Origin of the sequence: Paraburkholderia sp. RL17-368-BIF-A, from assembly GCF_046054045.1 — a bacterium.
Classification (GTDB): Bacteria; Pseudomonadota; Gammaproteobacteria; order Burkholderiales; family Burkholderiaceae; genus Paraburkholderia; species Paraburkholderia graminis.
The window spans coordinates 26,157-50,528 of the sequence record NZ_JARESN010000011.1; the positions used below are offsets into that span (position 1 = coordinate 26,157).

At 63.4% G+C, this 24,372-nt stretch carries 26 protein-coding genes; 18 read left to right on the forward strand and 8 right to left on the reverse strand.

All coding sequences use genetic code 11. From position 1 onward, the window contains the following. The first annotated feature begins 158 nt into the window (after positions 1–158). Entirely contained in the window at positions 159–848 is a 690-nt protein-coding gene (locus P0D87_RS19580) for a FadR/GntR family transcriptional regulator (RefSeq protein WP_006049652.1), read from the forward strand. Positions 849–960: 112 nt separating this feature from the next. Here the strand turns inward: P0D87_RS19580 and P0D87_RS19585 are convergent, their stop codons facing one another. Further along, entirely contained in the window at positions 961–1,554 is a 594-nt protein-coding gene (locus tag P0D87_RS19585) for an acyl-homoserine-lactone synthase (RefSeq protein ID WP_029966860.1), read from the reverse strand. Between the two features lie 154 nt (positions 1,555–1,708). On the opposite strand from P0D87_RS19585, the gene P0D87_RS19590 reads away from it, so the two are divergent. Then, on the forward strand, positions 1,709–2,026 hold the full coding sequence (locus tag P0D87_RS19590; RefSeq protein WP_006049650.1) for a helix-turn-helix domain-containing protein: 318 nt from the start codon (positions 1,709–1,711) through the stop codon (positions 2,024–2,026). On the opposite strand, the gene P0D87_RS19595 is transcribed toward P0D87_RS19590, so the two are convergent. Then, positions 2,010–2,714, reverse strand: coding sequence for a helix-turn-helix transcriptional regulator (locus P0D87_RS19595; protein WP_029966858.1), 705 nt, complete (start codon positions 2,712–2,714; stop codon positions 2,010–2,012). The genes P0D87_RS19590 and P0D87_RS19595 overlap by 17 nt on opposite strands. A 590-nt stretch (positions 2,715–3,304) precedes the next feature. Here P0D87_RS19595 and P0D87_RS19600 point away from each other — a divergent pair. From P0D87_RS19600 to P0D87_RS19625, 6 genes are all read left to right on the forward strand, one after another. After that, the gene (locus P0D87_RS19600; protein WP_053859958.1) at positions 3,305–4,237 is read left to right on the forward strand and encodes a dihydrodipicolinate synthase family protein; all 933 of its coding nucleotides are present in this window, start codon (positions 3,305–3,307) and stop codon (positions 4,235–4,237) included. A 39-nt stretch (positions 4,238–4,276) separates the two neighbouring features. Then, positions 4,277–5,227 carry an SMP-30/gluconolactonase/LRE family protein gene (locus P0D87_RS19605; RefSeq protein ID WP_053859959.1) on the forward strand — a complete coding sequence of 317 codons (951 nt, stop codon included), beginning with the start codon at positions 4,277–4,279 and terminating at the stop codon, positions 5,225–5,227. Positions 5,228–5,526: 299 nt separating this feature from the next. Next, positions 5,527–6,696, forward strand: coding sequence for an extracellular solute-binding protein (locus tag P0D87_RS19610; protein ID WP_053859960.1), 1,170 nt, complete (start codon positions 5,527–5,529; stop codon positions 6,694–6,696). Between the two features lie 84 nt (positions 6,697–6,780). Then, entirely contained in the window at positions 6,781–7,866 is a 1,086-nt protein-coding gene (locus P0D87_RS19615; RefSeq protein WP_006049644.1) for an ABC transporter ATP-binding protein, read from the forward strand. Next, positions 7,863–8,777 carry an ABC transporter permease gene (locus P0D87_RS19620; protein ID WP_053859961.1) on the forward strand — a complete coding sequence of 305 codons (915 nt, stop codon included), beginning with the start codon at positions 7,863–7,865 and terminating at the stop codon, positions 8,775–8,777. The genes P0D87_RS19615 and P0D87_RS19620 overlap by 4 nt, the downstream gene beginning before the upstream one ends. Beyond that, complete coding sequence (locus P0D87_RS19625) at positions 8,777–9,712, forward strand: ABC transporter permease (protein ID WP_053859962.1); 936 nt, start codon at positions 8,777–8,779, stop codon at positions 9,710–9,712. The genes P0D87_RS19620 and P0D87_RS19625 overlap by 1 nt, the downstream gene beginning before the upstream one ends. Before the next feature lie 49 nt (positions 9,713–9,761). Here the strand turns inward: P0D87_RS19625 and P0D87_RS19630 are convergent, their stop codons facing one another. Both P0D87_RS19630 and P0D87_RS19635 read right to left on the reverse strand, forming a co-directional pair. Next, positions 9,762–10,367, reverse strand: a complete 606-nt coding sequence (locus tag P0D87_RS19630; RefSeq protein ID WP_006049641.1) for a short chain dehydrogenase — start codon at positions 10,365–10,367, stop codon at positions 9,762–9,764. A 210-nt stretch (positions 10,368–10,577) separates the two neighbouring features. Beyond that, entirely contained in the window at positions 10,578–11,030 is a 453-nt protein-coding gene (locus P0D87_RS19635) for a DUF3005 domain-containing protein (RefSeq protein WP_006049640.1), read from the reverse strand. Positions 11,031–11,249: 219 nt separating this feature from the next. Here P0D87_RS19635 and P0D87_RS19640 point away from each other — a divergent pair, with 219 nt between their 5' ends. From P0D87_RS19640 to P0D87_RS19650, 3 genes are all read left to right on the forward strand, one after another. Continuing rightward, entirely contained in the window at positions 11,250–11,483 is a 234-nt protein-coding gene (locus P0D87_RS19640; RefSeq protein ID WP_006049639.1) for a hypothetical protein, read from the forward strand. A 129-nt stretch (positions 11,484–11,612) separates the two neighbouring features. Continuing rightward, positions 11,613–12,539 (forward strand): serine O-acetyltransferase EpsC, encoded by a 927-nt coding sequence (gene epsC / locus P0D87_RS19645; protein ID WP_006049638.1) that lies wholly within the window; start codon positions 11,613–11,615, stop codon positions 12,537–12,539. Next, complete coding sequence (locus P0D87_RS19650) at positions 12,539–13,384, forward strand: AraC family transcriptional regulator (protein ID WP_053859963.1); 846 nt, start codon at positions 12,539–12,541, stop codon at positions 13,382–13,384. The genes epsC and P0D87_RS19650 overlap by 1 nt, the downstream gene beginning before the upstream one ends. A gap of 60 nt (positions 13,385–13,444) precedes the next feature. Here the strand turns inward: P0D87_RS19650 and P0D87_RS19655 are convergent, their stop codons facing one another. Together P0D87_RS19655 and P0D87_RS19660 are read right to left on the reverse strand one after the other, a co-directional pair. After that, positions 13,445–13,963, reverse strand: coding sequence for a metal-dependent hydrolase (locus tag P0D87_RS19655; RefSeq protein WP_006049636.1), 519 nt, complete (start codon positions 13,961–13,963; stop codon positions 13,445–13,447). 170 nt (positions 13,964–14,133) lie between these two features. After that, a complete protein-coding gene (locus tag P0D87_RS19660) occupies positions 14,134–14,490 on the reverse strand; it encodes a hypothetical protein (RefSeq protein WP_053859964.1) in 357 nt (118 codons plus the stop codon). Between the two features lie 417 nt (positions 14,491–14,907). Here P0D87_RS19660 and P0D87_RS19665 point away from each other — a divergent pair, with 417 nt between their 5' ends. Together P0D87_RS19665 and P0D87_RS19670 are read left to right on the forward strand one after the other, a co-directional pair. Further along, positions 14,908–15,465 (forward strand): SH3 domain-containing protein, encoded by a 558-nt coding sequence (locus P0D87_RS19665; RefSeq protein WP_029966850.1) that lies wholly within the window; start codon positions 14,908–14,910, stop codon positions 15,463–15,465. Between the two features lie 190 nt (positions 15,466–15,655). Continuing rightward, a complete protein-coding gene (locus P0D87_RS19670; RefSeq protein WP_053859965.1) occupies positions 15,656–17,611 on the forward strand; it encodes a PhoX family protein in 1,956 nt (651 codons plus the stop codon). 96 nt (positions 17,612–17,707) lie between these two features. On the opposite strand, the gene P0D87_RS19675 is transcribed toward P0D87_RS19670, so the two are convergent. After that, complete coding sequence (locus P0D87_RS19675; RefSeq protein ID WP_053859966.1) at positions 17,708–18,166, reverse strand: hypothetical protein; 459 nt, start codon at positions 18,164–18,166, stop codon at positions 17,708–17,710. A gap of 355 nt (positions 18,167–18,521) precedes the next feature. On the opposite strand from P0D87_RS19675, the gene P0D87_RS19680 reads away from it, so the two are divergent. From P0D87_RS19680 to P0D87_RS19700, 5 genes are all read left to right on the forward strand, one after another. Then, positions 18,522–19,223 (forward strand): CDP-alcohol phosphatidyltransferase family protein, encoded by a 702-nt coding sequence (locus P0D87_RS19680; protein WP_053859967.1) that lies wholly within the window; start codon positions 18,522–18,524, stop codon positions 19,221–19,223. Further along, entirely contained in the window at positions 19,220–20,077 is an 858-nt protein-coding gene (locus tag P0D87_RS19685) for a HalD/BesD family halogenase (protein WP_029966840.1), read from the forward strand. The genes P0D87_RS19680 and P0D87_RS19685 overlap by 4 nt, the downstream gene beginning before the upstream one ends. Further along, positions 20,074–21,102, forward strand: a complete 1,029-nt coding sequence (locus P0D87_RS19690) for a lysylphosphatidylglycerol synthase domain-containing protein (protein ID WP_006049629.1) — start codon at positions 20,074–20,076, stop codon at positions 21,100–21,102. The genes P0D87_RS19685 and P0D87_RS19690 overlap by 4 nt, the downstream gene beginning before the upstream one ends. A gap of 27 nt (positions 21,103–21,129) precedes the next feature. Continuing rightward, on the forward strand, positions 21,130–21,894 hold the full coding sequence (locus P0D87_RS19695) for a phosphocholine cytidylyltransferase family protein (RefSeq protein WP_006049628.1): 765 nt from the start codon (positions 21,130–21,132) through the stop codon (positions 21,892–21,894). A gap of 174 nt (positions 21,895–22,068) precedes the next feature. Then, complete coding sequence (locus tag P0D87_RS19700) at positions 22,069–23,472, forward strand: MFS transporter (RefSeq protein WP_053859968.1); 1,404 nt, start codon at positions 22,069–22,071, stop codon at positions 23,470–23,472. 35 nt (positions 23,473–23,507) lie between these two features. Here P0D87_RS19700 and ehuA read toward each other — a convergent pair whose 3' ends face one another. Next, positions 23,508–24,335 carry an ectoine/hydroxyectoine ABC transporter ATP-binding protein EhuA gene (ehuA, locus tag P0D87_RS19705; protein WP_053859969.1) on the reverse strand — a complete coding sequence of 276 codons (828 nt, stop codon included), beginning with the start codon at positions 24,333–24,335 and terminating at the stop codon, positions 23,508–23,510. Between the last annotated feature and the right edge of the window lie 37 nt (positions 24,336–24,372).

Consider the following 24,372-nt stretch of genomic DNA (forward strand, 5'->3'; position numbering starts at 1 on the left):
TTCACAAATTTTGACGTGGAGCCGCGCGGACAGACCGCACATTGGCAGCGAGGTGCGGCGGCCTTTCGCCCGATTGCAAGAGCGCGAAACGCGGCGAATGCCGCCAGGGTTTGCCTTACAATTGGAGCCTACTCTGACAAGCTGCATCCGCCCGGCCGATGAACGAGCGCAAAACGACGGGCTTGCCCGACAAGATTTACGGCGACATCCTGAATCGCATTCTCGAAGGCGAGTACAAGGAAGGTCAGCGGCTGCCCACCGAGCACGCGCTGGCCGAGCGTTTTTCGACTTCGCGGCCCACGGTGCGCGAGGCGCTGGCGCGGCTGAGGGCGGACGGCATCATCGTGACGCGCCACGGTTCGGGCACGACGGTCGCGCGGCGGCCCGATCCCGACGTGCGGCGTTTTGCGCCGCTCGAAACGCTGTCCGACATCCGCCGTTGCTATGAATTTCGCATCGTCACGGAGACGGGCGCGGCGGAGCATGCGGCACTCAAAGCCGACGCCGACGACATCGCCGCGATCGAAGAAGCGTGGCAGCAACTGGAACGCATCATCGAGACGCGCGGCATCGGCGCACACGACGACTTCCTGTTCCACCTCGCGGTGGCGCGCGCGTCGCGCAACCCGTTTTTCATCACGGTGATGTCGTTCATCGAGGAACAGATTGTTTTCAGCATGAACCTGTCGCGCAATCTCTCGCTCGTGAAAACGGTGGAGCGGCAGCGCCTTGTGCAGGCTGAGCACAGAGCGGTGCTCGACGCGATCCGCCGTAAAGACCCGCAGGCGGCAGGGCAGGCGATGCGAGCGCACCTGGAAAATGCGCTCGAACGGATGTTTGGTTCGTAGGGAGCTTCGCGTGATCCGCCGCGCACGGATCGAGCAGAGTTAGCAGCGCGTGGACAGTTGCGATGGCCGGCGGCCGGCAGCCAGGCGGCGGAGCAGCGAAGCAGTGGAGGAGCTAAGCGGCTGCGGCCATCGGCCCGAACAGAGCCGTGCGCGTTTTCGGACTCACGGCAATATCCAACGCTACCGCGCGTTCCACGCCGATCTGCAGCGGTGAACCGAGCCGGCTGATTTCAATGCCGGTCTTGCGCAACAGCCGTTCAATTGGCGTCGTGGTCACCGTCACATAGCGCGTGATGCCCATGCGGTCCGCGAACGTGACCAGCTCGTGGATCGCCTGCATCGTCACATCGGCGAAACCGAACGACTTCTCCTCGCCGCTGGTGTCGATCGCGAAGCGGCTCAGTTCCCAGATGTGCCGCCCAACCGGCGCCGCCGCGCCGTGCAGCAGTTGCGGGAAGGTGTCTTTCAGCATGTTCGGCCCCTCGGTCGGCATGAGGCGCCAGCAGCCGCGCACGCGCCGGTCGTCGCCCTGAATCAGCATGTAATGCGGTCCCAGCGCATCGTAGCCGTCGATCTCCATGCCCGCTATGGTCGGAATATCCCACCCCAGCCGGCCGTGAAACACCCGCGCCCGCAGGCGGTACATCTCGTTGATGTCTTCGTTGTCGAACTCTTGACGCATTCCAATCCGGATTGCTGTTTGCATGACGTTCTCCTGAACGTGTTGGGGAAAACCAATACGCAGGAAAACTTATGCATTCTGAATCGTTCCGCCACCTATCTACCTGGATAGGTGTGCATGCTTATCGGATAACGCAGAATTTGAGATAGCAACAGCACTCAACCGACGGGACACGAAAATGGAACTTCTGGACAATCACTGGCAACCGCAAACCGGCCTCCAAACGCGTTCGGCGGAGCCTTCCACAGCGGTGGACCGGGTCTTGATCATTGCTTACCGCAAAAAGAAAAAAGAGAGCCAGCGCCGTTTCTGGGCGCGTTTCGGCGTCACCCAGTCGCGCGGCAGCCGCTTTGAATCCGGCGCCGAAATTCCGGCACCGGTTTCGATCCTGCTGGGCCTGTATTTCACCAAGACCGTCTCGGATGCGGACCTCGGCCGCGCCGAGCGCGTGCTCCACAGCCGCGACGCCGCCGCCTTGCTCAACCCGGGTCAATAAGCCCGAGTTGTGTCGCAATGACGGCTGCCGCGCGCCGCGAATTCACGCCGAGTTTCGTCCTGATGTTTTTCATGTGGAAGTTCACCACGGCTTCCGAGCAGTTCAGGATATGCGAAATTTCCCACGTGGATTTGCCGCGCGCGGTCCATTGAAGACACTCCCGTTCGCGCGGCGTCAGCTTCGGCAAGAGCGTCTGCGTGTGCGTATGCAGATGGCGCTGGCTGGTGTCGATCACCAGGTCGCGCAGTAGCACAAGGTTGGGCAGCACGACGTCGATATGACGCCAGAAGGTGTCGGTCGGATTTGCGTCGTTCACGAAGCACATCATGCCGGCTTCCTGATTCGGGCCGTGAATCGGCAATGTCACGCCGGCGCGCAAACCGTGCGCGCGGGCTTCCTCGTACATGGACTGCTGCGGCGCCGTGATGAAGATTTCCGGCGACCAGACAAGCGGCGTGGAGCGCGTCGCACAATGCGCGACGGTCGGGTCGATGTGCACGAGACCCTGCTCGTCGTAAGTGCGGCGCCACGCGGGCGCATAGGTGCTGCGCACGTACGCGTCTTCCAGCCGAATGGTCGGGCGCGGCAGCATGGCAATCAGAAGCCGGTCGAATCCCCACGTCTCGGCGAGATCCGCGACGGCGCCGAACCACGCCGCCTCGTCGGCGGCGTCCAGTAGCGGCGCCATCTGCTCGATAAAATGTAGCGACAATTTCGACTCTCTCAGACTCGCAAATATCCGGTAGGTCATTTGCGCAGGTTTTTATTTACGGCTGCTTTAATCGCAATCTATCACTAAAAGCCTGTTGCACAGAAAGAGCCCCGCACGAGACTGCCGGCATTAATCCGGGCTTTACCTCTGCATAATTGCTGCCCGCAGTAAATCCGCTCGTCGCGGATTGCAGGTTATGCGTCCTCCAGCCCCTATGCCGCCGCGAGCCGCACGCAGCAACGGTTTAACGCTGCGCCGCCGGTTTCGCGGCCTCATCCCCGCGCTGCGACGACTGCCAATCAAACGGGCAAAACGACCTCATTTGCCAAATCGCGGCTATTACCGCAATCACCGATTTGCGATGCAGTTTCGCTTCCTCACGCTATTCACGGTCCTCGCACGCATTGTCATATAAAAGGCGATGCGTTGCGTTTGGGCATTTCGCCGCGAACGCGAACCCTTCGCGCCCGCGCTATCGCTCGCAAAGTTGTTTGACAACTTCTCGCAGCCGATGCTACCTTGGGAGCCTGTTTCCATTCCACTCCACTCGACTCCCGTCCCGTCTCATGAACGAATCCCCATTCGAAGACAGCGAACTCGCTGCGTCGGTCATGGCTGTGCCGCCTTTGGCGCGCCGCGCGGACCATGCACTCGACGCCGCTCAGAACGCCGCGCTGATCCGCCACATCGAGGCGGGCGGCGTGCGCACGCTGCTTTATGGCGGCAACGCCAATCTGTATCACGTTGCCGTGAGCGAATATCGCGACTTGCTGGATATGCTGTCCGAGAGCACGAGCGACGACACGCGCGTGATTCCCGCAATCGGCCCGGACTACGGAAAAATGCTGGATCAGGCGCGGATTCTCGCGCAGACCCGCTGCCGCACGGCGATGGTGCTGCCGCTCGCGGGCTTCACGACGTCGGAGGGCGTCGAAGCGGGGCTGACGCGCATCGTCGATGCAGCGGGCATTCCGCTCACGCTGTACATCAAGAGCGAAGACTATGTGGAGGTGGAGACGCTCGCGCGGCTTGTCGAGCGTGGCACGTTGCTGGCGGTCAAGTATGCGATCGTCCGCAAGAATCCCGCTGACGATCCGTATCTGCGCCGGCTGCTCCAACATGTGCCGGCGGGCAAGATCGTATCGGGCATGGGCGAGCGCCCGGCGCTCGTGCATCTGCGCGAGTTCGGCCTCGCCGCATGGACGACGGGCTCCGGCTGCATCGCGCCGCGCATGGTGACCGCGTTGTTGCACGCGGCGAAGAGCGGCGACCACGAGACCGCGCAGCGCCTGTACGACGCGTTCCTGCCGCTCGAAACCTTGCGCGACGACATCTCGCTGATCCGCGTGCTGCATGACGCGGTCACGTTCGCGCAGATCGCCGACATGGGGCCGCTGCTGCCGCTGCTCAGTTCGACGCCGCCCGAACATCATGCGAAGATCGCCGATGCCGCGCGCACGCTGCTCGCGCTCGAAAGAGAATACGAGCGCGCGCCGTGACCGCTCAATCCACGCTCAATCCATCCACGTAGAGACAGCATGACCGACAACAGCCGACGCTATCCCGATCCTTCCGTGCGCGTGTTCGATCCGCGCTTCAAGTCGCTGATCCTGGCGTCGGCGTCGGTCGAGTGCCTGTATCAGGGCGCGCGCTGGTCCGAGGGACCGGTCTGGTTCGGCGACGGCCGCTATCTGCTGTGGAGCGACATCCCCAACGACCGCATCTTGCGCTGGGACGAAACGAGCGGCGCGCTCAGCACGTTCCGCCAGTCGTCGAATAATGCGAACGGCCATACGCGCGACCGCCAAGGCCGGCTCGTGAGCTGCGAGCATCTGACGCGCCGCGTCACGCGCACCGAATACGACGGCTCGATCACCGTGCTGGCGGATCGTTATCGCGGCAAGCGTTTCAATTCGCCGAACGACGTGGTCGTCAAATCGGACGGCTCCATCTGGTTTAGCGATCCGACGTTCGGCATAGACAGCTTCTACGAAGGCGAGAAGCAGGAGTCGGAACTGCCGGCTTGCGTGTACCGCATCGACGGCCAGTCGGGCGAAGTGAGCGTGGTCGCCGACGACATACTCGGACCCAACGGCCTCGCGTTTTCGCCGGACGAGTCGTTGCTCTATGTCGTCGAATCGCGGGGCGAGCCGCGCAAGATCCGCGCGTTCGACGTCGATGCCGATGCCGGCGGCAAGGGCGCGGCGCTCTCGAACAACCGCGTGCTGATCGACGCAGGACCAGGCACGCCGGATGGTTTTCGCGTCGACATCCACGGGAACCTGTGGTGCGGTTGGGGCATGGGCACCGACGAACTCGACGGCGTGCGCATCTTCACGCCGCAAGGCGAGCCGATCGGCCACATTGCATTGCCGGAGCGCTGCGCGAACGTGTGCTTCGGCGGGCGTCATCGCAACCGGCTTTTCATGGCGGCGAGCCACGGCCTTTACTCGCTGTATGTGAACACGCAAGGCGCGCGCGGCGGCTGATCGCAATCTCAGCTTTCTATGCCGCAACGCTGCGCGCATGGTTTGCCCAGGCTAGTTGCCTGACAAACGCACGCTGCCTCCATCCACAAACCAGCGGCTCGGGGTTTGCCCTCCTATACAACTTCGCCAAATCATTGACGGCAAAGGCCTTCGGGCCTTAGACAGCGAAATCCCGTGCTACGCGCCAGCAAGCACATTTGCTTGACATCGGCTGTTCCGCTTCGCTATGTTGCAAGGGTTGAAAGAGACGCTCGGGGCACTCGACCGGCGGACCTCATACCAAGAAGCGAGGAGACGCAATGACTGTTTCACACAGGTTGGCGCTCAGGCTGGTGTCGGTATGTTTCGCGGCGAGCGCCGCATTCGGGTCCGCCGCGCTCGCGGCCGATCCTGTCACGCTTAATATCGTCGACGTCGCCGGCGATCTTCAACTCACGCAAAAGGGCTTCGAGGCATTCAAGGCGAAGTACCCGAACCTCGTCGCCAATATCACCTACACGAACGCGCCCGCGCCGCAGTTGCCGGGCAAGATCAAGGCGATGCAGGGGGCCGGCCGCTCGGACATCGACCTCGTGCTGACCGGCACCGACGCGCTCGCGGCCGGCATCGAACAGAACCTGTGGACGAAGCTGCTGCCCGATAACGCCGCGCAGTTCCCCGGCGTGCTCGACAAGTACGCGCCCGGCCCGCGCAAGATGCAGGAGCTCGCGCAAGGCTTCGGCCTCGAAGTCGCGTATATGCCGGCCGGACCGCTACTCGAATACAACCCGGCCAAAGTCAGCGATCCGCCGAAAACGCCCGAGCAACTGCTGCAATGGTGCAAGGCTCACCCGGACAAACTCATCTACGCGCGGCCCGCGAACTCGGGACCAGGCCGCACGTTTCTGATGGGCTTGCCCTATGTGCTCGGCGATAAAAATCCGCAGGACCCGATCAACGGCTGGGACAAGACCTGGGCTTTCCTCAAGCAATTGAACGAGTGCATTCCGTACTATCCAGGCGGCACGTCGGCGGTCATGAAAGAACTCGGCGAGGGCACGCGCGACATGACGGTGACGGTGACGGGCTGGGACATCAACCCGCGCGCGCTCGGCATCGTGCCGGCCGAATTTCGCGTGCAGGCGTTCGACAACATGACGTGGGTGAACGACGCGCACTTCATGGTGATTCCGAAGGGCGTGCCGAAGGAAAAGCTCGACGTGCTCTACAAGCTGATGAATTTCATGCTCGAGCCCGCGCAGCAGGCGTTGACTTACGACGACGGTTACTTCTATCCGGGACCGGCAATCAAGGGCGTTACCGAAGCACAAGCGCCCGCGCATAGCCAGGAAGTCCTGAAGAAGTACGGACGTCCCGAGTACGCCAAGCTGCTCGCGGAACGTCCGCACGCGTTGCCGCTCAATGCAGCGGCGATGGTCGCGGCCTTCAAGAAGTGGGACACGGAAGTGGGTGCGCAAAAAACCAAATAGCCACGGCGGACAGCCCGCGCTTCCACTCATGCCAGTGCGATTCGCGCGCGACCCGTGACCGGTCGCGCGCATCAGGGAACCGCCATGAAGCATCACTTTGAACAGTTGCGGCTCGATTCGGTGAGCCGCAGTTTCACGAATGCGGAAGGCCAGTCGATCGCGGCGCTGCAAGGGCTCGATCTGGATATCCGGCGCGGCGAGTTCATCGCATTGCTGGGACCGTCGGGCTGCGGCAAGTCGACGGCGCTCAACTGCATCGCCGGCTTGCAGCCGTTGAGCGGCGGTGGCATCTGGCTCGACGACAAACGTATCGACGTATTGCCGCCGGAAAAACGCGGCTTCGGCATGGTGTTTCAGAACTACGCGCTGTTTCCGCACATGAGCGTGCTCGACAACGTCGGCTTCGGTCTGAAGATGCGCGGCGTCGGCAAAAGCGAAATCATGCGGCGCGCGCGTGAGGCGCTGCAACTCGTGCAGCTCGTCGGCCACGAACGCAAGTTGCCGGGACAGCTTTCCGGCGGCCAGCAACAGCGCGTGGCGATTGCACGCGCCATCGTGATCGAGCCGCCGCTGATTCTGATGGACGAACCGCTTTCGAATCTCGACACGAAGCTGCGCATCGAAATGCGCGCGGAGATCCGGCGCATTCACAGTCAGCTCGAACGCGCGACGCTGTACGTCACGCACGATCAGGACGAAGCGCTTTCAATGGCCGACCGCATCGTCGTGATGAGAGAGGGCGTCGTGCAGCAGGTCGCGACGCCGAAAGAGGTGTACACGCGTCCGCGGAATCTGCATGTCGCGCGTTTCATGGGCTATCGCAATGTCGCCGAATTCACACTCGAAGGCACGCAAGGCGAAGGCGTTCTGGTGAGCGCAGACGGCGTGCGTCTGATCGGCACGCCGATGGCCGGGTTCAACAGCAAGCGCGTGAGCGTCGCGCTGCGTCCGGAAGACATGGAACGCGCGGCGCCTGGCGCGGAGAACGCGTTCGATGCGTTGGTCACCGTCGTCGAATATGGCGGCAACAGTTCGCTGCTGCGCGTGAAGACCGCGTTCGGCGAATTGTGGGCGCGCGTGGCCGGCGAATTCGAAGAGGGCGAGCGCATCAGCCTGCGCGTGCCGCCGTTGCGCACGCTCGTCTACGACGCCGAGGCGGCACAACCATGAATACGCCGACGTATCCCGCGCCCGTTCCGCCGACCTCGCCCACCGCTCGCACCGCTCCCGCAAGGCAGCGCGACGGCAAGGCATGGCTCGTCACGCCGGCGCTGCTCGTCATCGTCGCGTTGTTCATCTATCCGTTCGCGTACGGCCTTGCGTTGTCGTTCAGGCCGATGAACGGCGGCAGTGCATGGGCCAACTATCTGACGTTCTTCACCGATACGTCGATGTGGCCGACCATCATCGTCACGCTGAAACTCGCGGTGCCGGCGACGCTGATCAACGTCGGCGTGTCGGTGCCGGTCGCGTTCGCATTGCGTCGGCATTCGCGTTATCAGAAGTTCGTGACGACGTTGCTGGTGATCCCGGTCACGCTCGGCACCGTGCTGATCGCCGACGGCATGCTCACCTACTTCGGACCCAACGGCTGGTTTCCGCAGGCGCTGCAGGGCCTGCATCTCTATACGCGCGAAGTGCGGCTCACGCATAACTTCTGGGGCGTGCTGATTTCGCTGATCGTGTCCGGCTTTCCGTTCGCGTTCCTGTTGACGCTCTCGTATGTGACCGGCATCGATCCGACGCTCGCGAGCGCCGCGGCCACGCTCGGCGCGAGTCCGTGGGAGCAGTTCCGCCGCATCTATTTGCCGCTTCTGATACCGGGCTTGACGATGGCCGCGTGTCTTTCGTTCGTGCAGGCGTTTTCGGTGTTTCCGTCGGCGGTGCTGCTGGGTGCGCCAGCGGGGCCGACGCGCGTGATGTCGATTGCCGCCGCCGAAGCCGCGTTCGAAAGCTACGACTATTCGCTTGCGTCGGCGATTGCGATGGTGATGGGCTTCGTGCAACTGCTCGTGGTCGTCGCGATGCTCGGCGCGCGCCGCCTGTCGTATAGCGGCCCGGCAACAGGAGGCAAAGGCTGATGACGAGCGAACATCGCGGCGCGCCGGGCTCGTGGTCGACGTCCACGTCCGCATCCACGCAGCAGGGCGACGACGCCCGCGAACCCCACAAGCGCGCGAAGCAGCGCGCGAGCGTGCCGGGCCGCGTGTGGCGCGTGATCGTGTGGGGCGCGATGGTGTTCTTCCTCGTCAACGTCGTGCTGCTGATCGCGACGGTGGCGGTCAACTCGATCGCGACGCGCTGGTTCGGCACCTTGCTGCCGCAAGGCTTCACGCTGCATTGGTATGCGCAGGCGTGGAGCGATTTTCAACTGGCGAGCGTGCTGTGGGTGACGGTCGAAGTGGTCGGCGCGGTCGTGCTGCTGTCAGTGCTGCTCGGCGTGCCCGCGGCCTATGCGCTTGCGCGCGTGCAGTTTCCCGGCAAGCGCCTCGCGATGCTGATATTCCTGTTGCCGTTGATGGTGCCGCCCGTCACTTACGGTATTCCTATGGCGACCGTGATGTACAAGGTCGGCCTCGCCGGCACGCTAAGCGGCGTGATACTCGCGAACCTCGTGCCCGCGCTGCCGTTCGTGATTCTGGTGATGACGCCATTCATCGAACAGATCGATCCGAATCTGGAAGCGGCGGCGCGCATCTTCGGCGCCAACACATTCCGCTATTTCCGCTACGTGCTGCTGCCGCTGCTCGTGCCCGGCATGCTTGCCGCCGCGCTGCTCGTGCTGGTGCGGACCATCGGCATGTTCGAGCTGACGTTTTTCACTGCTGGGCCCGCGACGCAAACGCTTGTGGTCGCGTTGTACTACGCGGTGTTTTCAACGGGCGTGCGCGCGCCGCAATCCATCGACGCGATGGCGATGATCTACATGGCGATCACGCTGATCTGGGTGTTGATCGCGCTGCAGTTCGTGAGCCCGACGCAGATCGTCTCGCGCGTGAAGGAGCAGAAGCATTGAGCGGAGCCGCGCATCGCGCGCGGCTCACAGGTGGGCCCACACGCGAGGCTTATTCGCCGACGCGATAAACGCGCCCCGTTTGCGCGCCTTCCACGCTGCGCAGATACGCTTGCGCGGCGCGTTGCGCGGTGACCGGCTCGAAGCCGCGGAAGTACGGCGCATAGCTTTCCATCGATTCGCTCAGCACTGTCGGGCTCACGACATTGATGCGAATACCGCGCGGCAGTTCGATCGCCGCGCCTCGCACGAAACCTTCCAGCGCGAGATTGACGGTCGTCGCATTCGCGCCTTCGCGGATCGGCTCGTCGGCGAGAATGCCGCTCGTCAGCGTGAACGAGCCGCCGTCGTTCACATAGTTCTGCCCTGCGAGCACGACGTTGATCTGTCCCATCAGCTTGTCGCGCAGGCCGACCCAGAACTGCTCGCTCGTCATTTGCGGCAGCGGTCCGAAATGCACTTTGCCGATGGCCGTGACCACGCCATCCACCTTGCCGATCTCGCGAAAGAGCCGCTCGACGCTCGCAGGGTCGGTGCTGTCCACCTGATACTGGCCGCGCGTCGCGCCCACTTCGATGACTTCATGCCGAGCCTTCAGCTCCGCGCTCACTGCCTGGCCGAGTGTGCCGGTGGCGCCGATCACGAGGATCTTTTTCATTTACCGCTCCGTCGAGTTGATGTGCGCCGATTGTGCACCGGGCCGCATGGCAGAAAAACGCCCGGCGGCGAGCAGGTCTCGCAACCACCGGTTTGTAATCGAAGACATCCGATAAAAAGCGCGCATTGCTATTTAAACGGCGTGCGCGCTGTTATGTCCGGGCCACTCGGCTTCATCGCCGTGATTCAAACACGCGCGCAAACCACATGATTATCTAACTCGATGTATTTCGATCACGCGCGTAGGCCGCAAATGATTAAGGGCATAATGGATGCGGCCGCGTTCACCGCGATTCTCGCCCGCACGCGAATAGTCGAAGAGATCCTCTGCGGAATGGATTCCCTGCGGCTCGACCATGCCTTTGTCGACGACGGTATAGCCAGGCTCGAGCGCAAGCAGCAGATGATTGCCGCCGACCCGGCTGTCGAATCCCGCCATGCCGTCGAGCGCTTCCGCCACGCTGTTGACGAGCGTCGCGTTGCTGGTCGTGATTTCGTCGACGGCAATGGGGCTTTGACCCGCAATGCGCGCGGCTTCGTGGTTCTTGCCGTCGGTGTCCACGGTGCTGTCGTGCGTGCGGTCGTTATACAGTTCCGCGCTGCATGAGTGGCTTTTGACGGTTGCTTTGGGCGCGTCTGCGGAATTGTCGATAGCGCTGTTCATATGCATTCTCCTTTCAGGAAGTGAGGTCCCCGAGAGCAAGGTCCGTTCCTTTTGCAGGGCGATTGCGTTCGCGCGTCTTTCGTTTTTTTTAATGAACGCGCATTTTCTACAGAGTATGATCATACTCCGGCGTGGAATTGCTGCCGCTGTTTGCAAACGCGGCGCGATGAACGCGGGCTTACTTAAAACATTCTACGGGGCCGTCAGGGCGGGTGACATATGCACTTTGATGCTGCATTCACACATCGCGGCTATTTGTTAAATTGCGCACCGGCGCGCGCCGGCGATGGCAAGTGGCAGCCTTACGTGGTCATCTCGCGCTCGAGCGACGGCGAACTCGTCGCCAACCGTTTTTTTCCAACCGACCTTTGCTTCCCCGACGAAGCCACGGCCATCGCCCATGCGCGCGATTGGGCCGTGCGCTGGATCGACGCGAGCAGCGTGACCATCTAGGCGGGCACTTGCGCCTGGACTTGCACCCGCACTCGCGCTTCGCGCAATGCTGCGCGAGCCCGCGCAAAACGCGGTAATCTCTCGGGACAATCACTCGATACCGTGCTCGCCGCACGGCGCTGTCCGTTTATGCCTAATGTGCCTTCCCAGAACTGGGGCCTCGAACAAATCGTCGCGGACTTGCGCGCGTCGCGTGAAGAACTGCATCGCACGCGGCATCCGCTCGGCATTCGCGAGTTGCCGTCACGCGAAGCGGTGGTCGGCATCGTCGCCGGCTTGCGTGCCGCGCTGTTTCCCACGCACTATGGCGCGCCCGATCTGACTGACGAAACCGTCGACTACTACGTCGGCCATACGTTAGAAAGCACCTTGCGTTTGCTCGCCGAACAGATTCGCCGTGCGCTGCGATTTCTGCCGGAACACGCGCAAACGCCGGAGGCCGAGTTGCGCGAGCGCGCCTTCGAAGTGGCTCGCCAGTTCGGCACGCAGTTGCCGGGCATTCGCGCGCTGCTTGTCAGCGACATTCAGGCCGCGTTCACCGGCGACCCGGCCGCGCAGCACATCACCGAAATTCTGCTTTGCTATCCGGGCGTATGGGCGATGACGCATCATCGTCTCGCGCATGCGCTGCATCGTCTCGGCGTGCCGTTGCTCGCGCGCTTCATCAACGAGATCGCGCACTCCGCGACCGGCATCGACATTCACCCAGGCGCGACGATCGGCCCGAGTTTTTTCATCGACCACGGCACGGGCGTCGTGATCGGCGAAACGGCGATCATCGGCGAGCACGTGCGCGTGTACCAGGCGGTGACGCTCGGTGCGAAGAGCTTTGCCGCCGATGTCGACGGCACGCTCATCAAAGGCAATGCGCGGCATCCTATCGTCGAGGACCACGTCGTGATCTACGCCGGCGCGACCATTCTCGGACGCGTGACGATCGGGCGCGGCTCGGTGATCGGCGGCAATGTGTGGCTCACGCATAGCGTGCCGCCCGGCAGCAGCGTCTCGCAAGGCAAGGTCCGCGAAGGCGAGCGCGGCGACGAAGGGCGGCGCTGATGCCGGCGCGCGACGGGACGCGTGGCCGCGTCCACATGCCCCGTTGCGCGATTGCCGGCGTCGAGGCGACCGTCGCCGAAACCGCGCGCGCGTTTCCGCGTCATTCGCATGACCGGTTCGGCGTGGGCGTGATCGTCAGCGGCGGACATAAGTCGGCGAGCGGCCGCGGTCCCGTCGAAGCGCGCATGAACGACGCGATCATGGTCAACCCCGGCGAAGTGCACGACGGCAGTCCGCTCGACGAGCGCGGCCGCGCGTGGCACATGCTGTATTTCGAGCCGTCGATGCTCATCAGCGCCGCAGCCGAACTGAACGCGACCGAAGCCCGCGAGGTCGAGCTCACGCAGCCGGTCGCGCACGATCCGCTGCTCAAGCATTTGTTCGAACGATTGTTTGCGATGGCCGTGCAGCCTTCCGCGCGTGACGATCTCGCGTGTGAACAGGCGCTGGTCGAGTTGGTCGCGCATTTGCTGTCCGCGCATGCAACCTGTCGGGCAACCGGTCATGCGCGTATGTTGGGCACGAGTTCGGTTGCGACTATCGCGCACGCGAAAGCACGCATCGACGACGACCCCGCCGCGCCCCTCACACTCGCCGATCTCGCCGATGAAGCGGGCATCAGCCGCTTTCAGTTACTGCGAGCTTTCGCGCACGAAACGGGCTTGCCGCCGCACGCGTACCGGATGCAACGGCGCGTGGTGCTGGCGCGGCAATTGATAGCGCGCGGCGTATCGCTTGCCGACGCGGCGGCTGCGGCCGGCTTCGCCGATCAGAGTCACATGACGCGGGCTTTCGTGCGCCTGCTCGGTGTTACGCCGGCCAACTATGCTGCAGCGATGCGTTAAACAGCGTGGGGGGACGCGTGAGCCGAGCGGCGCTTCGATGCGCGTTCGGCAAGCCCGCCGCTAGAACCGCAAATGCTTCAGCAGATCGAGTTCGCGCATGCCCGGCAGCCCCACATGTCGCCCGATAAACCAGGCCGCGGCCCATGAAGCGGCGACCACGATCAGGTCGCAATGTCCGCTATTCCATAGGTTCAACGAATGCCGTCCGGCGATCCACGGTACTCCGAGCGGGTTCGGCCAGTCGGCGAGCAGATGCATCAGTCCGCCGCATGCGAAGCCGAAGGCGGCCGCCGCATAGATGGAGTGCCCGAGCTGGAAGTATGAAACCGCGAGCAATGCGATCCAGCCGATGCCCCAGTGCGTCAACGTACGGTGCGTGATCCACAGCTTGCGTTTGCGCGACCACCAGGCGACTTCGAGCCAGTCGGGCGCCGTGCTTCCCGCGACGCCCGCGATAAAGCTCATCAGTACGCCGAGATAAAACAGGCCGTCGTGGCCGCCGCCCGTGTGCATGACGAGCGCCGCGGCAATGGCGCCGGCCGCGAAACCGGTTGCGTGATGTGCGTTGCTGGATGCCATCGGAATGAGTGGCGCGCCGCGCCGCGTGAAGAAGAAAGGGCGGCTATGTTCGCAGATGCGCGCCCAAAAAAATAGCCGGGACGCCGAACTAAAAGTTCATGTCCCGGCATGGCGCGTGAAGCGCGAGTCATGCGCGCATCACATGAGAACGAGCATGCCTCGCACAAACCTCACGTCGCGCATCGCGCAATGTTAAAGCGCATTTCCGGTTCCGGCGGATCGTCGGGCGCATTGGCCGGATGCATCACCTTGATGACGGAGCCGGCGTTCGACGGCGTCAGCGTGACGAAGTACGAATTGTTCGAGTCGGAGCCGACTGCGATTTCGGTCGCGGTGCCGACGCGCGACAGACGCACTCGCGACAAACGGCTTTCGAGGCAACTCGCGACGTACGCGGGCGCGCGCTGCGAGGACACATAGATCATGGGCTGCGACGGGTCGCGCGCGGAAGGTCCGCTGGACGAGCCGCAAGCCGCGAGTGTCGCAATGACAGCGGTGGTGGAAGCGAGCAGAAAGATTCGTTTCATGGCGATGTCGTCGGCGTCCGTGGTCGGGCGCGGGAACTTGGGGGCGGGCGAAGCATGACGTGCGCCGTGCGCTAATCAATGCGCTGGCTAATGCAGCGGCCAACGCAATGCACGCTTCGCGACAAAGCCGCTCTTCGCCGGTTTGACAATCATGCTGCAAGCACGATTTCAATCGCGAGCAAAAGGCGGACGCCCGAGTATACCCAGCACGCATTCGCGCCGTCACTTCCGTTACAAGCTGATACGTCGCTGCGTTTTTGAGCGGCTTTTATAGAGGCTTTACAAGCGGCCGCGCAAATCGCCAGATGCCCGCTTCGACTTGTCCGTTCGTCATAGTGCGGCGTTCCGCGCGCTCAAGGCAGGTAGAATTGCAGGCTCGACATGTGTACTAGTCCAGCGAAAGTGAGTGAACCTGCAATGACCGACCCCAACCTTCCATCGTCCGATCCTGCTCTTTCCACGACGGAAGGCTCGTCCGCACCGGACGCCGCGCAACTCGAAGGCGAACTGGACGTGGTCCACGAAGACCGTCTTTGGCGCGACGACGGCTGGACCGCGCGCGTCATCAAGAACGAAGACGACGAAGGCTGGGCCGTCGCAATGATCAAGGACGGCGAAGCGGAACCCGCGCTCGTCGGCCCGTGGACGATGGGCCGCAACAAGAAAGACCCGAAGCCGCTCGACACCGGCGCATTCAACACGCTCGTCAAAACCGCGTCGGAAGTATTGCGCCGTCATGAGCAGCAGTTGCGCGCGCAGCTTCACAAGGCCGTACGTGTGCCGAGCGCGGACGGCAACGACGAACTCGACATCACGCTCGACATCGTCCCCGACGAAGACGAGCCGTACGCGCTGCTGACCGCGCTCGACACTTTCGGCGAGCAGCTCGCGCAAGTGCAGGTCGCGCCGAATTTCAAGCTGAGCAAGGCGAGCGCTTCGGCGTGGGTCGAAAACGAATTCCGCCGTCCTGGCTGAAAATCCCGCTCGCAAAGGAATGAGCAGCGCAGGGTAGGCGCCGCAAGTATTACCAACGGCTGTCAATATACTTTCACATTCGCTTCATAGAATCCTCGCGTCATAGCGGCGCGAGCGTGAACCATGGTTTCGATCCGGGCCGTGCCGGCTGTGAGTTAACCCACGCCACCACAACCAGGATTACGACAACATGGCAGAGCCGTTCGATCTCTCCCGCCGCAAGGCCCTGAAACTGTTTGCCGGTGTACCGATGCTGCCGTTAGGCGGCCTCGCCACCGCGTCCATGTTGAGCGCCTGCGGAGGCAGCAGCAACGATCTCGCGACGACAGTCAAACCGGTTGCCAACTTCGTGTCGGCGGCTTTCAGTTCGATGGCCGCGCCGACGCTGGCCGACCCCGCGGCGATGGCAAAGACCACGGTCGCCTCCACGCTGACGGTGCAGTTGAGCGACGGCAGCAGCCGCGCGTTCAAGTTGTCGTATCAGCCGTTTTTCATCACCGGCGACATGGTGCCGAACATTCAGGGCGGGACGATTCTCGCGGGCGGCTACGTCGACATCAACAATCAGCCGATCGTCGATCAATCCGTGGCCGGCAAGGAGCGCCAGTTCTATTCCGATTGCCCGGACGGCAGCTCGCTGATTCGCCTCGACAATCCCACGGTCAAGGGCATCAAGGGCAAGGCGGTGTTCGCTGTCGTGCAATTCGAATACGCCACGCGCGATCAGAGTCTCGTGTCGATGTACGGCCAGTTGCCGTCGCCGATTGCCGTGCTCACGCTCGACCAGGACCAGGCGACCGGCAAGCTCACGCTGGTCGGCTATCACAACGTGGATACGTCGAAGGTGCATGGCTTGTGGATCACGTGCGGCGCAAGCCTGTCGCCGTGGAATACGCATTTGTCGAGCGAAGAGTACGAGCCGGACGCGGCGACGATCTCTTCCAATAGCCAGTTCAAGGGCTTTAGCCGCAACCTGTACGGCAGCGACACCGCGGCGAATCCGTATCACTACGGCCATTTGCCTGAAGTGACCGTGAATCCCGACGGCACCGGCAGCATCAAGAAACATTACTGCCTTGGCCGCATCTCGCACGAACTGGTTCAGGTAATGCCGGACAAGCGCACCGTGCTGATGGGCGACGACGCCACCAACGGCGGCCTCTTCATGTTCATCGCGGACCGCGAAGCGGACCTGTCGGCGGGCACGCTGTACGTCGCGAAATGGACGCAGGTGTCGTCGAGCGGCGCGGGCGCGGCGACGCTGTCGTGGATCAACCTGGGCCACGCGACGAGCAGCGAAATCGAGTCGCTCGCGAACACGCTGACCGCGGCCGACATCATGGACGTCAAGACCGCCGATCCCGCCGACCCGTCGTACACGAAGATCAATTTCAACGGCACGTTCAACTGGATTCGCGTGAAGCCGGGCATGAACAAGGCCGCGACCTTCCTGGAGACGCATCGCTACGCGGCGCTTGCCGGCGGGAGCATGGGCTTCACGAAACTCGAAGGGACGACCGTCAATATCAAGGACAAGGTGCTGTATTCGGCGATGTCGCGTATCGAGAAGTCGATGGTGCGCGGCAATGCGGCATCGACGGATGTCGCGGTCGACAAAACCATCAGCGCCGGCGCGGTCTACGCGCTGAACATGAAGGGCGGCCAGCTCGACCGCAGCGGCGGCGCGATCAATAGCGAGTGGGTGCCGGTCGACATGGCGGCGCCCGCGGCGCTCGTCGGCGAGGATCTCTCCACGGCGGATGCGCTGGGCAACACCGCGAATCCCGAGCGCATCGCGAACCCGGACAACCTCAAGTTTTCGGAGAAGCTGCGCACGCTGTTCATCGGCGAGGACAGCGGCATGCACGTGAACAACTTCCTGTGGGCGTACAACGTCGACACGAAGACGCTCTCGCGCGTGCTGTCATGTCCGGCCGGCGCGGAATCGACAGGCCTGCACGCGGTCGATGAAATCAACGGCTGGACCTACGTGATGAGCAACTTCCAGCACGTCGGCGATTGGGAAAGTCCGCTGCACGACAAGGTCAAAGCGACGCTCGATCCGCTCGTGCGCGCCAACTATAAGGACCGCTTCGGCGCGACGGTCGGCTATCTGACGGCCGATCCGACGTCGATCAAGCTGTAACTCTCGCACCCGAGGCGGCGCGCGCCTGCATCGAATCGCCCATGCGCGGGGCGCCCATGCGCGGGGCGCCCATGCGCGGGGCGCCCATGCGCCGCCTCAGCTCCGCTTGCAGAAGATCGCCGTGATGAGCGGCGCCACGCGGTGCACGATCGCCGTCCCGCCGGCCGACGTCACCGCGTTCTTCACCTTCGATTCGCTCCCGAACACGACCACGCCATAGGCCGAGCGCGCGACCGGCTCGCCGTCTCCCACGCGGAACATCGGGTCGTCCTTTTCGTAGCCGACCACCGCGAAAACGTGAAATCCGAATGCGCTGAGGTCTGCGCCTTGCGCGGGAGAGAATGCGTTGATCGAATTGCTTTCGACCCGCGTCGGTTTCGGATCGATCAGTTGCTGCCCGGCCAGATCGGCGATGAACTGATGGCCGGTTTCATTGCAGGCGAGCGGCGCGTCGAGCGCGGCGGCATGCACGGCGAGCGGCAGCGCGCCGGCCGCGATAGCGAAGACGGCGCGGCATAAGGCACGCGATACGGAAGAAGAAAAAAAGCGTTTCATGGCACGGACGGCGGCATAGTCGATCTGGCGCGATGTAGTGTCGATATAGTGTCGATGTAGCGTGTCTACAACGCGCGGCGCGGCGATAAACTCAGAGCAGGCAGCTCGCGAAGACGTTGCGCATCGGTGCGATCGCGCGAGGCCGGCCCAGCAGGACTCGCACTTTATCGCGGTTCGGCAAATCCTGCTTCATTCGCGGTAGGTGACAAATCATCGCAAGTCGTCGACAAAGCATTGGCAAATTACCGGCAACCGATCCGCAAACGATTAGCAAACGATTAGCGAGCCGCATAAACCGCAAAGAAACTGACGCGAAGAAAGCAATCTTTCGCGATCCCGTATATATTTCCGGGTTATGAATTCAACACCGCACACTCCAATTAATGTGCCGCCGCCCAGGACCTGGGACGCGCGGCTGGCCCGCCGGCTCGTGACTCCGCTCGTGAACACGCGTGTTTCGCCCAATCATCTGACTACGCTGCGTCTGTTGATCGGCGTCGCAGGCGCGCTGTGCCTCGCGCGCGGCGGCTTCGCATGGGCCAATGCGGGCGCGGTGCTGATCGTGCTCTCAAACTTTGTCGATCACACCGACGGCGAGCTTGCGCGCATCAGCGGCAAGACGAGCCGGATCGGTCATTTTTACGACCTGGCTTCGGACGCGCTCGTCACCGTCATGCTGTTCATGGGCATGGGTATCGGCGCAGGCGCGTCGAATCTCGGCGGCTTCACCGTGGATGCCGGCTGGCTTGGCGCCGTCGCGGGCGTCGCGGTCGCGCTGATTTTCTTTCTGCGCATGCGTATCGAGGAAATGGCGGGCAAGGCGGGCACGAAGCAGGCGGCCGTCGGCGGCTTCGAGACCGAAGACGTACTGTATCTGCTGCCCATCGTCACGTTGACGAGTGTGACGATGCCGTTCGTCGTCGCCGCGTCGATCGGCGCGCCGCTCTTCGCGGTGTGGGTCATGATCGACTACTGGCGCGTGGTGCGCCGCACGGCGCAGCCGTCCGCGGCGGCTGCGGCTGCCACCGAAACGACTCAGGCGTGGGCAGGCAAATGAGTACACACGCCGAAGACGACGTGAGCGCATCGATTCCCGAACAACACGCCGCGGCTGCGCTGGACATAGCCCCGGCAGTTCCCGCAGCCCCGGCAGCGCCGGACGCCGACCGTGCCGTCGCGAGCCGCACGCGCGCATTCGACACTCCGCGGCTGCGCAAGGACTTCGCCGATCAGGGCGCGTTCCTCTACATGGAGGACTTCCTCGCGCCCGAAGTCACCGCGCAGCTCGTACACAGCGCGCGTGCGCTGCTCGACGAAGTCAACCGCAACTATCTGCCGGGCCACAAGCAGGGCGGCAGCGTGAGCCGTCATACGATCGACCGCCTCGCGCCGTTTATCGCCGAACTGTATCGCTCGAAAGAGCTGATCGGCTGGCTCGAACAACTGAGCGGCGACAAGCTGCAAGTGTCGCCCGCGGACGATCCGCACGCCTACGCCCTGTATTACTACACGCGGCCCGGCGATCACATTGGCTGGCACTACGACACTTCGTACTACGACGGCCGCCGCTACACGCTGCTGCTCGGCGTGATCGACGAATCGTCGTGCCGGCTCGACTATGAATTGCATACGCGCAATCCCGATGTGCCGGACCAACCCGGCTCAGTGCAAATTCCGCCGGGCGGCCTCGTGTTTTTCGACGGCGACAAGCTGCGCCATCGCATCACGCCGGCCGGCCCGAATGAAATGCGCGTATCGCTCACGTTTGAATACGTCACGGACCCGAACATGCGTCCGTGGCGCCGTTTGATTTCCAACATGAAAGACGCGATTGCTTATTTCGGCTTCCGCCAGGTGTTTCGTCAAATGACTCAGGCGAATACCCGCGGTACTCGCAAGGACCGCGCATGACTCGCGCGGCCCTGATTCTGCTGTCGATCGGGACGGCGCTGTTTGTCGGCCTGCTCGCATGGCAGGGTTTCGGTTCGGTCGCCTCGACGCTGCTCGCGGCCGGCTGGGGGCTCGCGCTCGTCGCGGCGTTTCACGTCGTGCCGCTCGCACTCGACGCGGTCGCGATCTCCGTCCTGTTGCCGCGTGGCCGCGAGCGGGCGCCTCATCCGCAGCAGCACCTTGCAGTGCGCGACGCGCTGTTCGCCCGCTGGATCGGCGAATCCGTGAACAGCCTGCTGCCGGCCGGCCAGATCGGCGGGCCTGTGGTGATGGTTCGGCAACTGTCGCAGCGCGGCATGCGCATGCGCGACGCGGCCGCGGCCATCACCGTGAGCACGACGGCTCAGGCGCTCGCGCAAATCATCTTCGCGCTGTTCGGGCTGCTGACGTTCGGCGCCTATGCCGCGCACGGCGCGCTGCACGACCTGCAAACCGCGACGTGGATCGCAACGGCGGTGCTCGGCGGCATGATCGTCGGCTTTTACTATGCGCAGCGGCGCGGACTGTTCGGCCGGCTGCTCGGCGTACTGTCGAAAGTGTTCGGCAAGCGCGACTGGTCCGGGCTGATGAACCGCGCCGAAGCCGTCGACGCCGCCGTGCAGGCCATGTACCGCGAGCGCGGCCGGGTCGCGGCGAGCTTCGCGCTCAGCCTCGCCGGCTGGATCGTCGGCACGGTGGAAGTGTGGCTCGCGCTGCGCTTTCTTGGCCATCCCGTCGACTGGGTCGACGCGCTGCTGCTCGAAAGCCTGGGCCAGGCGATTCGCGGCGCGGCTTTCATGATTCCAGGCTCGCTCGGCGTGCAGGAAGGCGGTTATCTGCTGCTCGCGCCGCTGGTCGGCTTGCCGCCGGACGCGGCGCTCGCGCTCTCGCTGACCAAGCGCGCGCGCGAAATCCTGCTAGGCTTGCCGGGTCTGCTGGTTTTGCACTTCAGCGAAAGAAGCTGGCAAAGGCGGCGTGCCCTTGGGCGCGTTCCCGCTGTCGATTAAACTCCGTATCTTTTCAAAGGACCGCGCATGCGTGCCATCATTCTCGCTGCGGGCCTCGGCCTGCGTCTCCAGCAACCGCCGGAAGCCCAGTTCCCGAAATGCCTGTTGCAGTTCGACGGCATGAGCCTGCTCGAGCGGCATCTGCAGATGCTCGAAACCGCCGGCGTGACCGAAGTCGTGCTGGCGCTCGGCTTTCAGCCCGAGTCGGTGCAAGCAGAACTGGCGCGCATCAACTGGCCGCACCCGGTCGAAACCGTGCTGAACACGCGCTATGACCTGGGCAGCGTGCTGACGGTGCACACGGTGGCCGAGGCGCTCACGCGTGGCGGCGACGTCCTGCTGATGGACGCCGACGTGCTCTACGACGAGCGCATCCTGGCCGCGCTGGTCGCGGGCGAAACGGTCAACCGTCTGTTGATCGACCGCGACTTTGAAGCCGGCGACGAGCCCGTCAAACTGTGTCTGAAAGACGGCGTGCCGGTCGAGTTGCGCAAGCAGCTTGCCGTGAATCTTGAGTACGACACGATTGGCGAGTCGGTGGGCTTCTTCCGTTTCCGCGAAGAAACCGCGCGGCGCTTTGCGGAAATCGTCGCGGGTTATGTCGACAGCGGCCGGGCCAACCTGCCGCACGAGGAAGCCGTGCGCGACCTGCTGCTCGAGCGCAGCCAGGTGTTCGATACGGCCGACGTGACCGGCGCGCCGTGGATCGAAATCGACTTCCCGAACGACGTGGCGCGCGCCACGACTGAGATCCTGCCGCAGTTGCAGCCGCTCGTCAGCGCTTCACGCTGAGTCCCCACTGACTCCTCGCTAAGCGCGTTTGACGCACACGACAAAGAGCCGGCTCGATGCCGGCTCTTTGTCGTTCAAGGTCTATACGAGCACCATCGGCAACAACATGCGTCGCCGATGCAATGCCATAATCGACGCTTTACGCCGACGGCCTTGTCACCCGTCGCCCTGCCAATGCCCTTCGCTTTAGGCGCTTTCATCGTCCCGCTGATCGTCGCGTGCGCGATGTTCATGGAAAACGTGGACGGCACGGTTATCGTGACGTCGCTGCCCGTGCTGGCCCGCGATCTCGGTCAGGACCCCATCACGCTAAAGCTCGCCGTTACCGCGTATGTGATCGGCCTCGGCGTATTCATTCCGATTTGCGGCTGGGTCGCGGACCGCTTCGGCTCGCGCACGGTGTTTCGCACGGCGATCGGCATTTTCATGGCCGGCTCGCTGATGTGCGCGGCGTCCACGTCGCTCGGCATGTTCGTGGTCGCGCGCTTCGTGCAAGGCATTGGCGGCGCGATGATGGTCCCGGTCGGCCGCATCATCATCTTCCGTTCGGTGCCGAAGTCGGACTTCATACGTGCGGTCAATTATCTGACGGTGCCCGCGTTGCTCGGGCCGGTGGTCGGTCCGCCGCTCGGCGGATTCATCACGACGTATCTGCATTGGCGGCTGATCTTCTTCGTCAATATTCCGATCGGCCTGTTCGGCATCTGGCTGGCGAACAAGCACATCGCCAATGTGCGCGAAGCGCATCCGGGCCCGCTCGACTGGACCGGCTTTCTGCTGTCCGCGAGCGGCGCGTCGCTCTTCATGCTCGGGCTTTCGCTGGTGGGCGGCGAACTCGTGTCGAACCCGGTGTCGTTCGGCATGTGCGGCGTCGGCGTCGTGCTGCTCGTGATTTATGTGTTGTACGCGAATCGCGTGGAAGCGCCGGTGCTCGATCTGCGCCTGTTGCGCATTCCCAGTTTTCACGCGAGCGTGGCGGGCGGATCGCTCTTTCGCATTGGCCTCGGCGCGGTGCCGTATCTGTTGCCGCTCGCGTTGCAGGAAGGTCTCGGCATGACCGCATTCGTGTCGGGTTCGATCACCTGCGCTTCCGCGTTCGGCTCGATCTTCATGAAGGCGGCAGCCTCACGCATACTCGGACGCTTCGGCTTTCGCACGGTACTGATGTTCAACGCGGGCTGTGCGGGCGTGGCGATTGCAGTCTACGGCCTGTTCTTTCCCGGCACGCCGCACTGGTTGATCTGGTGTGTCGTGCTGTTCGGCGGTTTCTTTCCGTCGCTTCAGTTCACTTCGCTCAACACGTTGGCGTATGCCGACATTCCGAGCCGCGACGTCGGCCGCGCGACGAGTGTCGCCAGCGTGATCCAGCAGATTTCACTCGGGCTCGGCGTGACCATCGCGGGCATCGTGCTGCAGATTTCGCATAACGTGCAGGGCCATTCGAGCATCGTGTTCTCCGACTTCTGGCCGGCGTTCGTGGTGGTCGGTCTGTTCTCGTTCCTGTCGATTCCGGTCACCGCGCGCCTGCCGCACGACGCCGGCGATGAAATCGCACGCGGCCGCCGCGGCACCGCGTGACCGCATGAAGCGGCGCGATAAGCGCCGCCCTGACGCTACACCGCTTCCTTCACCGCGCGCAGGAACTGCTGCGTGCGCTCATGCTGCGGCGCGCTGAAGAACTGCTGCGGCGGACCTTGCTCGATGATCTTGCCTTGCGAGAAAAAGCACACACGGTCCGCGAATTCGCGCGCGAAGCCCATCTGATGCGTGACCATCAGCATGGTCAGATTGTGCTCGCTGCCAAGCCGGCGAATCACGTTCAGCACTTCGCCGCACAACTCGGGATCGAGCGCCGACGTCACTTCGTCGAATAGCATCACCTTGGGCCGCATCGCCAGCGCCCGCGCAATCGCGACGCGCTGTTGCTGACCGCCCGACAACTGCGACGGATAGTGATTGCACTTGTCCTCGAGGCCGACGAGCGACAGCAGATCGCGTGCGCGCTCGGTCGCTTCCTTGCGCGAAAGGCCGAGTACCTGCATCGGTGCTTCTATCGTATTCGCGAGCGCCGTCATGTGAGGAAACAGATTGAAGCTCTGAAACACCATGCCGATCTTGCTGCGCACGCGCCGCAAATGTTTCAGCGATGCGGGCACCAGCTCGCCGTTCTTGCGCATATGCGTGAGCGGCTCGCCGTCTACTTCGATCATGCCGCCCGTGAGCGGGTCGAGTGTCATCAGCACGCGCAGCAACGTCGACTTGCCCGAACCGCTCGGACCGATGATCGCGACTTTCTCGTTGCGGCCAATATCCAGGTCGAGTTCGTCGAGCACCGTCAGCGCGCCATAGCGCTTCGTGACGCCGGCGAAGCGCACCATGGGCGCCTCGCCCGGTGCGCCGGCCTGCGGGTCGAGTACGGAAGCGGGATCGTCTCGTTTCATCGGGTTCTCCACGGATAAGGCCGAATGCGGCGGGGTC

What these genes read in the sequence shown, in the direction of transcription:
- P0D87_RS19595 (WP_029966858.1), bottom strand. Translation starts at nt 2,714, where the DNA reads ATGGCGCCGCTACTGGACGCCGCCGACGAGGCGGCGTGGTTCGGCGCC.
- P0D87_RS19670 (WP_053859965.1), top strand. Translation starts at nt 15,656, where the DNA reads ATGGCAGAGCCGTTCGATCTCTCCCGCCGCAAGGCCCTGAAACTGTTT.
- P0D87_RS19655 (WP_006049636.1), bottom strand. Translation starts at nt 13,963, where the DNA reads ATGGCATCCAGCAACGCACATCACGCAACCGGTTTCGCGGCCGGCGCC.
- P0D87_RS19680 (WP_053859967.1), top strand. Translation starts at nt 18,522, where the DNA reads ATGAATTCAACACCGCACACTCCAATTAATGTGCCGCCGCCCAGGACC.
- P0D87_RS19690 (WP_006049629.1), top strand. Translation starts at nt 20,074, where the DNA reads ATGACTCGCGCGGCCCTGATTCTGCTGTCGATCGGGACGGCGCTGTTT.
- P0D87_RS19650 (WP_053859963.1), top strand. Translation starts at nt 12,539, where the DNA reads ATGCCGGCGCGCGACGGGACGCGTGGCCGCGTCCACATGCCCCGTTGC.
- P0D87_RS19610 (WP_053859960.1), top strand. Translation starts at nt 5,527, where the DNA reads ATGACTGTTTCACACAGGTTGGCGCTCAGGCTGGTGTCGGTATGTTTC.
- P0D87_RS19605 (WP_053859959.1), top strand. Translation starts at nt 4,277, where the DNA reads ATGACCGACAACAGCCGACGCTATCCCGATCCTTCCGTGCGCGTGTTC.
- P0D87_RS19660 (WP_053859964.1), bottom strand. Translation starts at nt 14,490, where the DNA reads ATGAAACGAATCTTTCTGCTCGCTTCCACCACCGCTGTCATTGCGACA.
- P0D87_RS19615 (WP_006049644.1), top strand. Translation starts at nt 6,781, where the DNA reads ATGAAGCATCACTTTGAACAGTTGCGGCTCGATTCGGTGAGCCGCAGT.
- P0D87_RS19665 (WP_029966850.1), top strand. Translation starts at nt 14,908, where the DNA reads ATGACCGACCCCAACCTTCCATCGTCCGATCCTGCTCTTTCCACGACG.
- P0D87_RS19675 (WP_053859966.1), bottom strand. Translation starts at nt 18,166, where the DNA reads ATGAAACGCTTTTTTTCTTCTTCCGTATCGCGTGCCTTATGCCGCGCC.
- P0D87_RS19600 (WP_053859958.1), top strand. Translation starts at nt 3,305, where the DNA reads ATGAACGAATCCCCATTCGAAGACAGCGAACTCGCTGCGTCGGTCATG.
- P0D87_RS19635 (WP_006049640.1), bottom strand. Translation starts at nt 11,030, where the DNA reads ATGAACAGCGCTATCGACAATTCCGCAGACGCGCCCAAAGCAACCGTC.
- P0D87_RS19590 (WP_006049650.1), top strand. Translation starts at nt 1,709, where the DNA reads ATGGAACTTCTGGACAATCACTGGCAACCGCAAACCGGCCTCCAAACG.
- P0D87_RS19580 (WP_006049652.1), top strand. Translation starts at nt 159, where the DNA reads ATGAACGAGCGCAAAACGACGGGCTTGCCCGACAAGATTTACGGCGAC.
- P0D87_RS19625 (WP_053859962.1), top strand. Translation starts at nt 8,777, where the DNA reads ATGACGAGCGAACATCGCGGCGCGCCGGGCTCGTGGTCGACGTCCACG.
- P0D87_RS19700 (WP_053859968.1), top strand. Translation starts at nt 22,069, where the DNA reads ATGCCCTTCGCTTTAGGCGCTTTCATCGTCCCGCTGATCGTCGCGTGC.
- ehuA (WP_053859969.1), bottom strand. Translation starts at nt 24,335, where the DNA reads ATGAAACGAGACGATCCCGCTTCCGTACTCGACCCGCAGGCCGGCGCA.
- epsC (WP_006049638.1), top strand. Translation starts at nt 11,613, where the DNA reads ATGCCTAATGTGCCTTCCCAGAACTGGGGCCTCGAACAAATCGTCGCG.
- P0D87_RS19695 (WP_006049628.1), top strand. Translation starts at nt 21,130, where the DNA reads ATGCGTGCCATCATTCTCGCTGCGGGCCTCGGCCTGCGTCTCCAGCAA.
- P0D87_RS19685 (WP_029966840.1), top strand. Translation starts at nt 19,220, where the DNA reads ATGAGTACACACGCCGAAGACGACGTGAGCGCATCGATTCCCGAACAA.
- P0D87_RS19620 (WP_053859961.1), top strand. Translation starts at nt 7,863, where the DNA reads ATGAATACGCCGACGTATCCCGCGCCCGTTCCGCCGACCTCGCCCACC.
- P0D87_RS19585 (WP_029966860.1), bottom strand. Translation starts at nt 1,554, where the DNA reads ATGCAAACAGCAATCCGGATTGGAATGCGTCAAGAGTTCGACAACGAA.
- P0D87_RS19630 (WP_006049641.1), bottom strand. Translation starts at nt 10,367, where the DNA reads ATGAAAAAGATCCTCGTGATCGGCGCCACCGGCACACTCGGCCAGGCA.
- P0D87_RS19640 (WP_006049639.1), top strand. Translation starts at nt 11,250, where the DNA reads ATGCACTTTGATGCTGCATTCACACATCGCGGCTATTTGTTAAATTGC.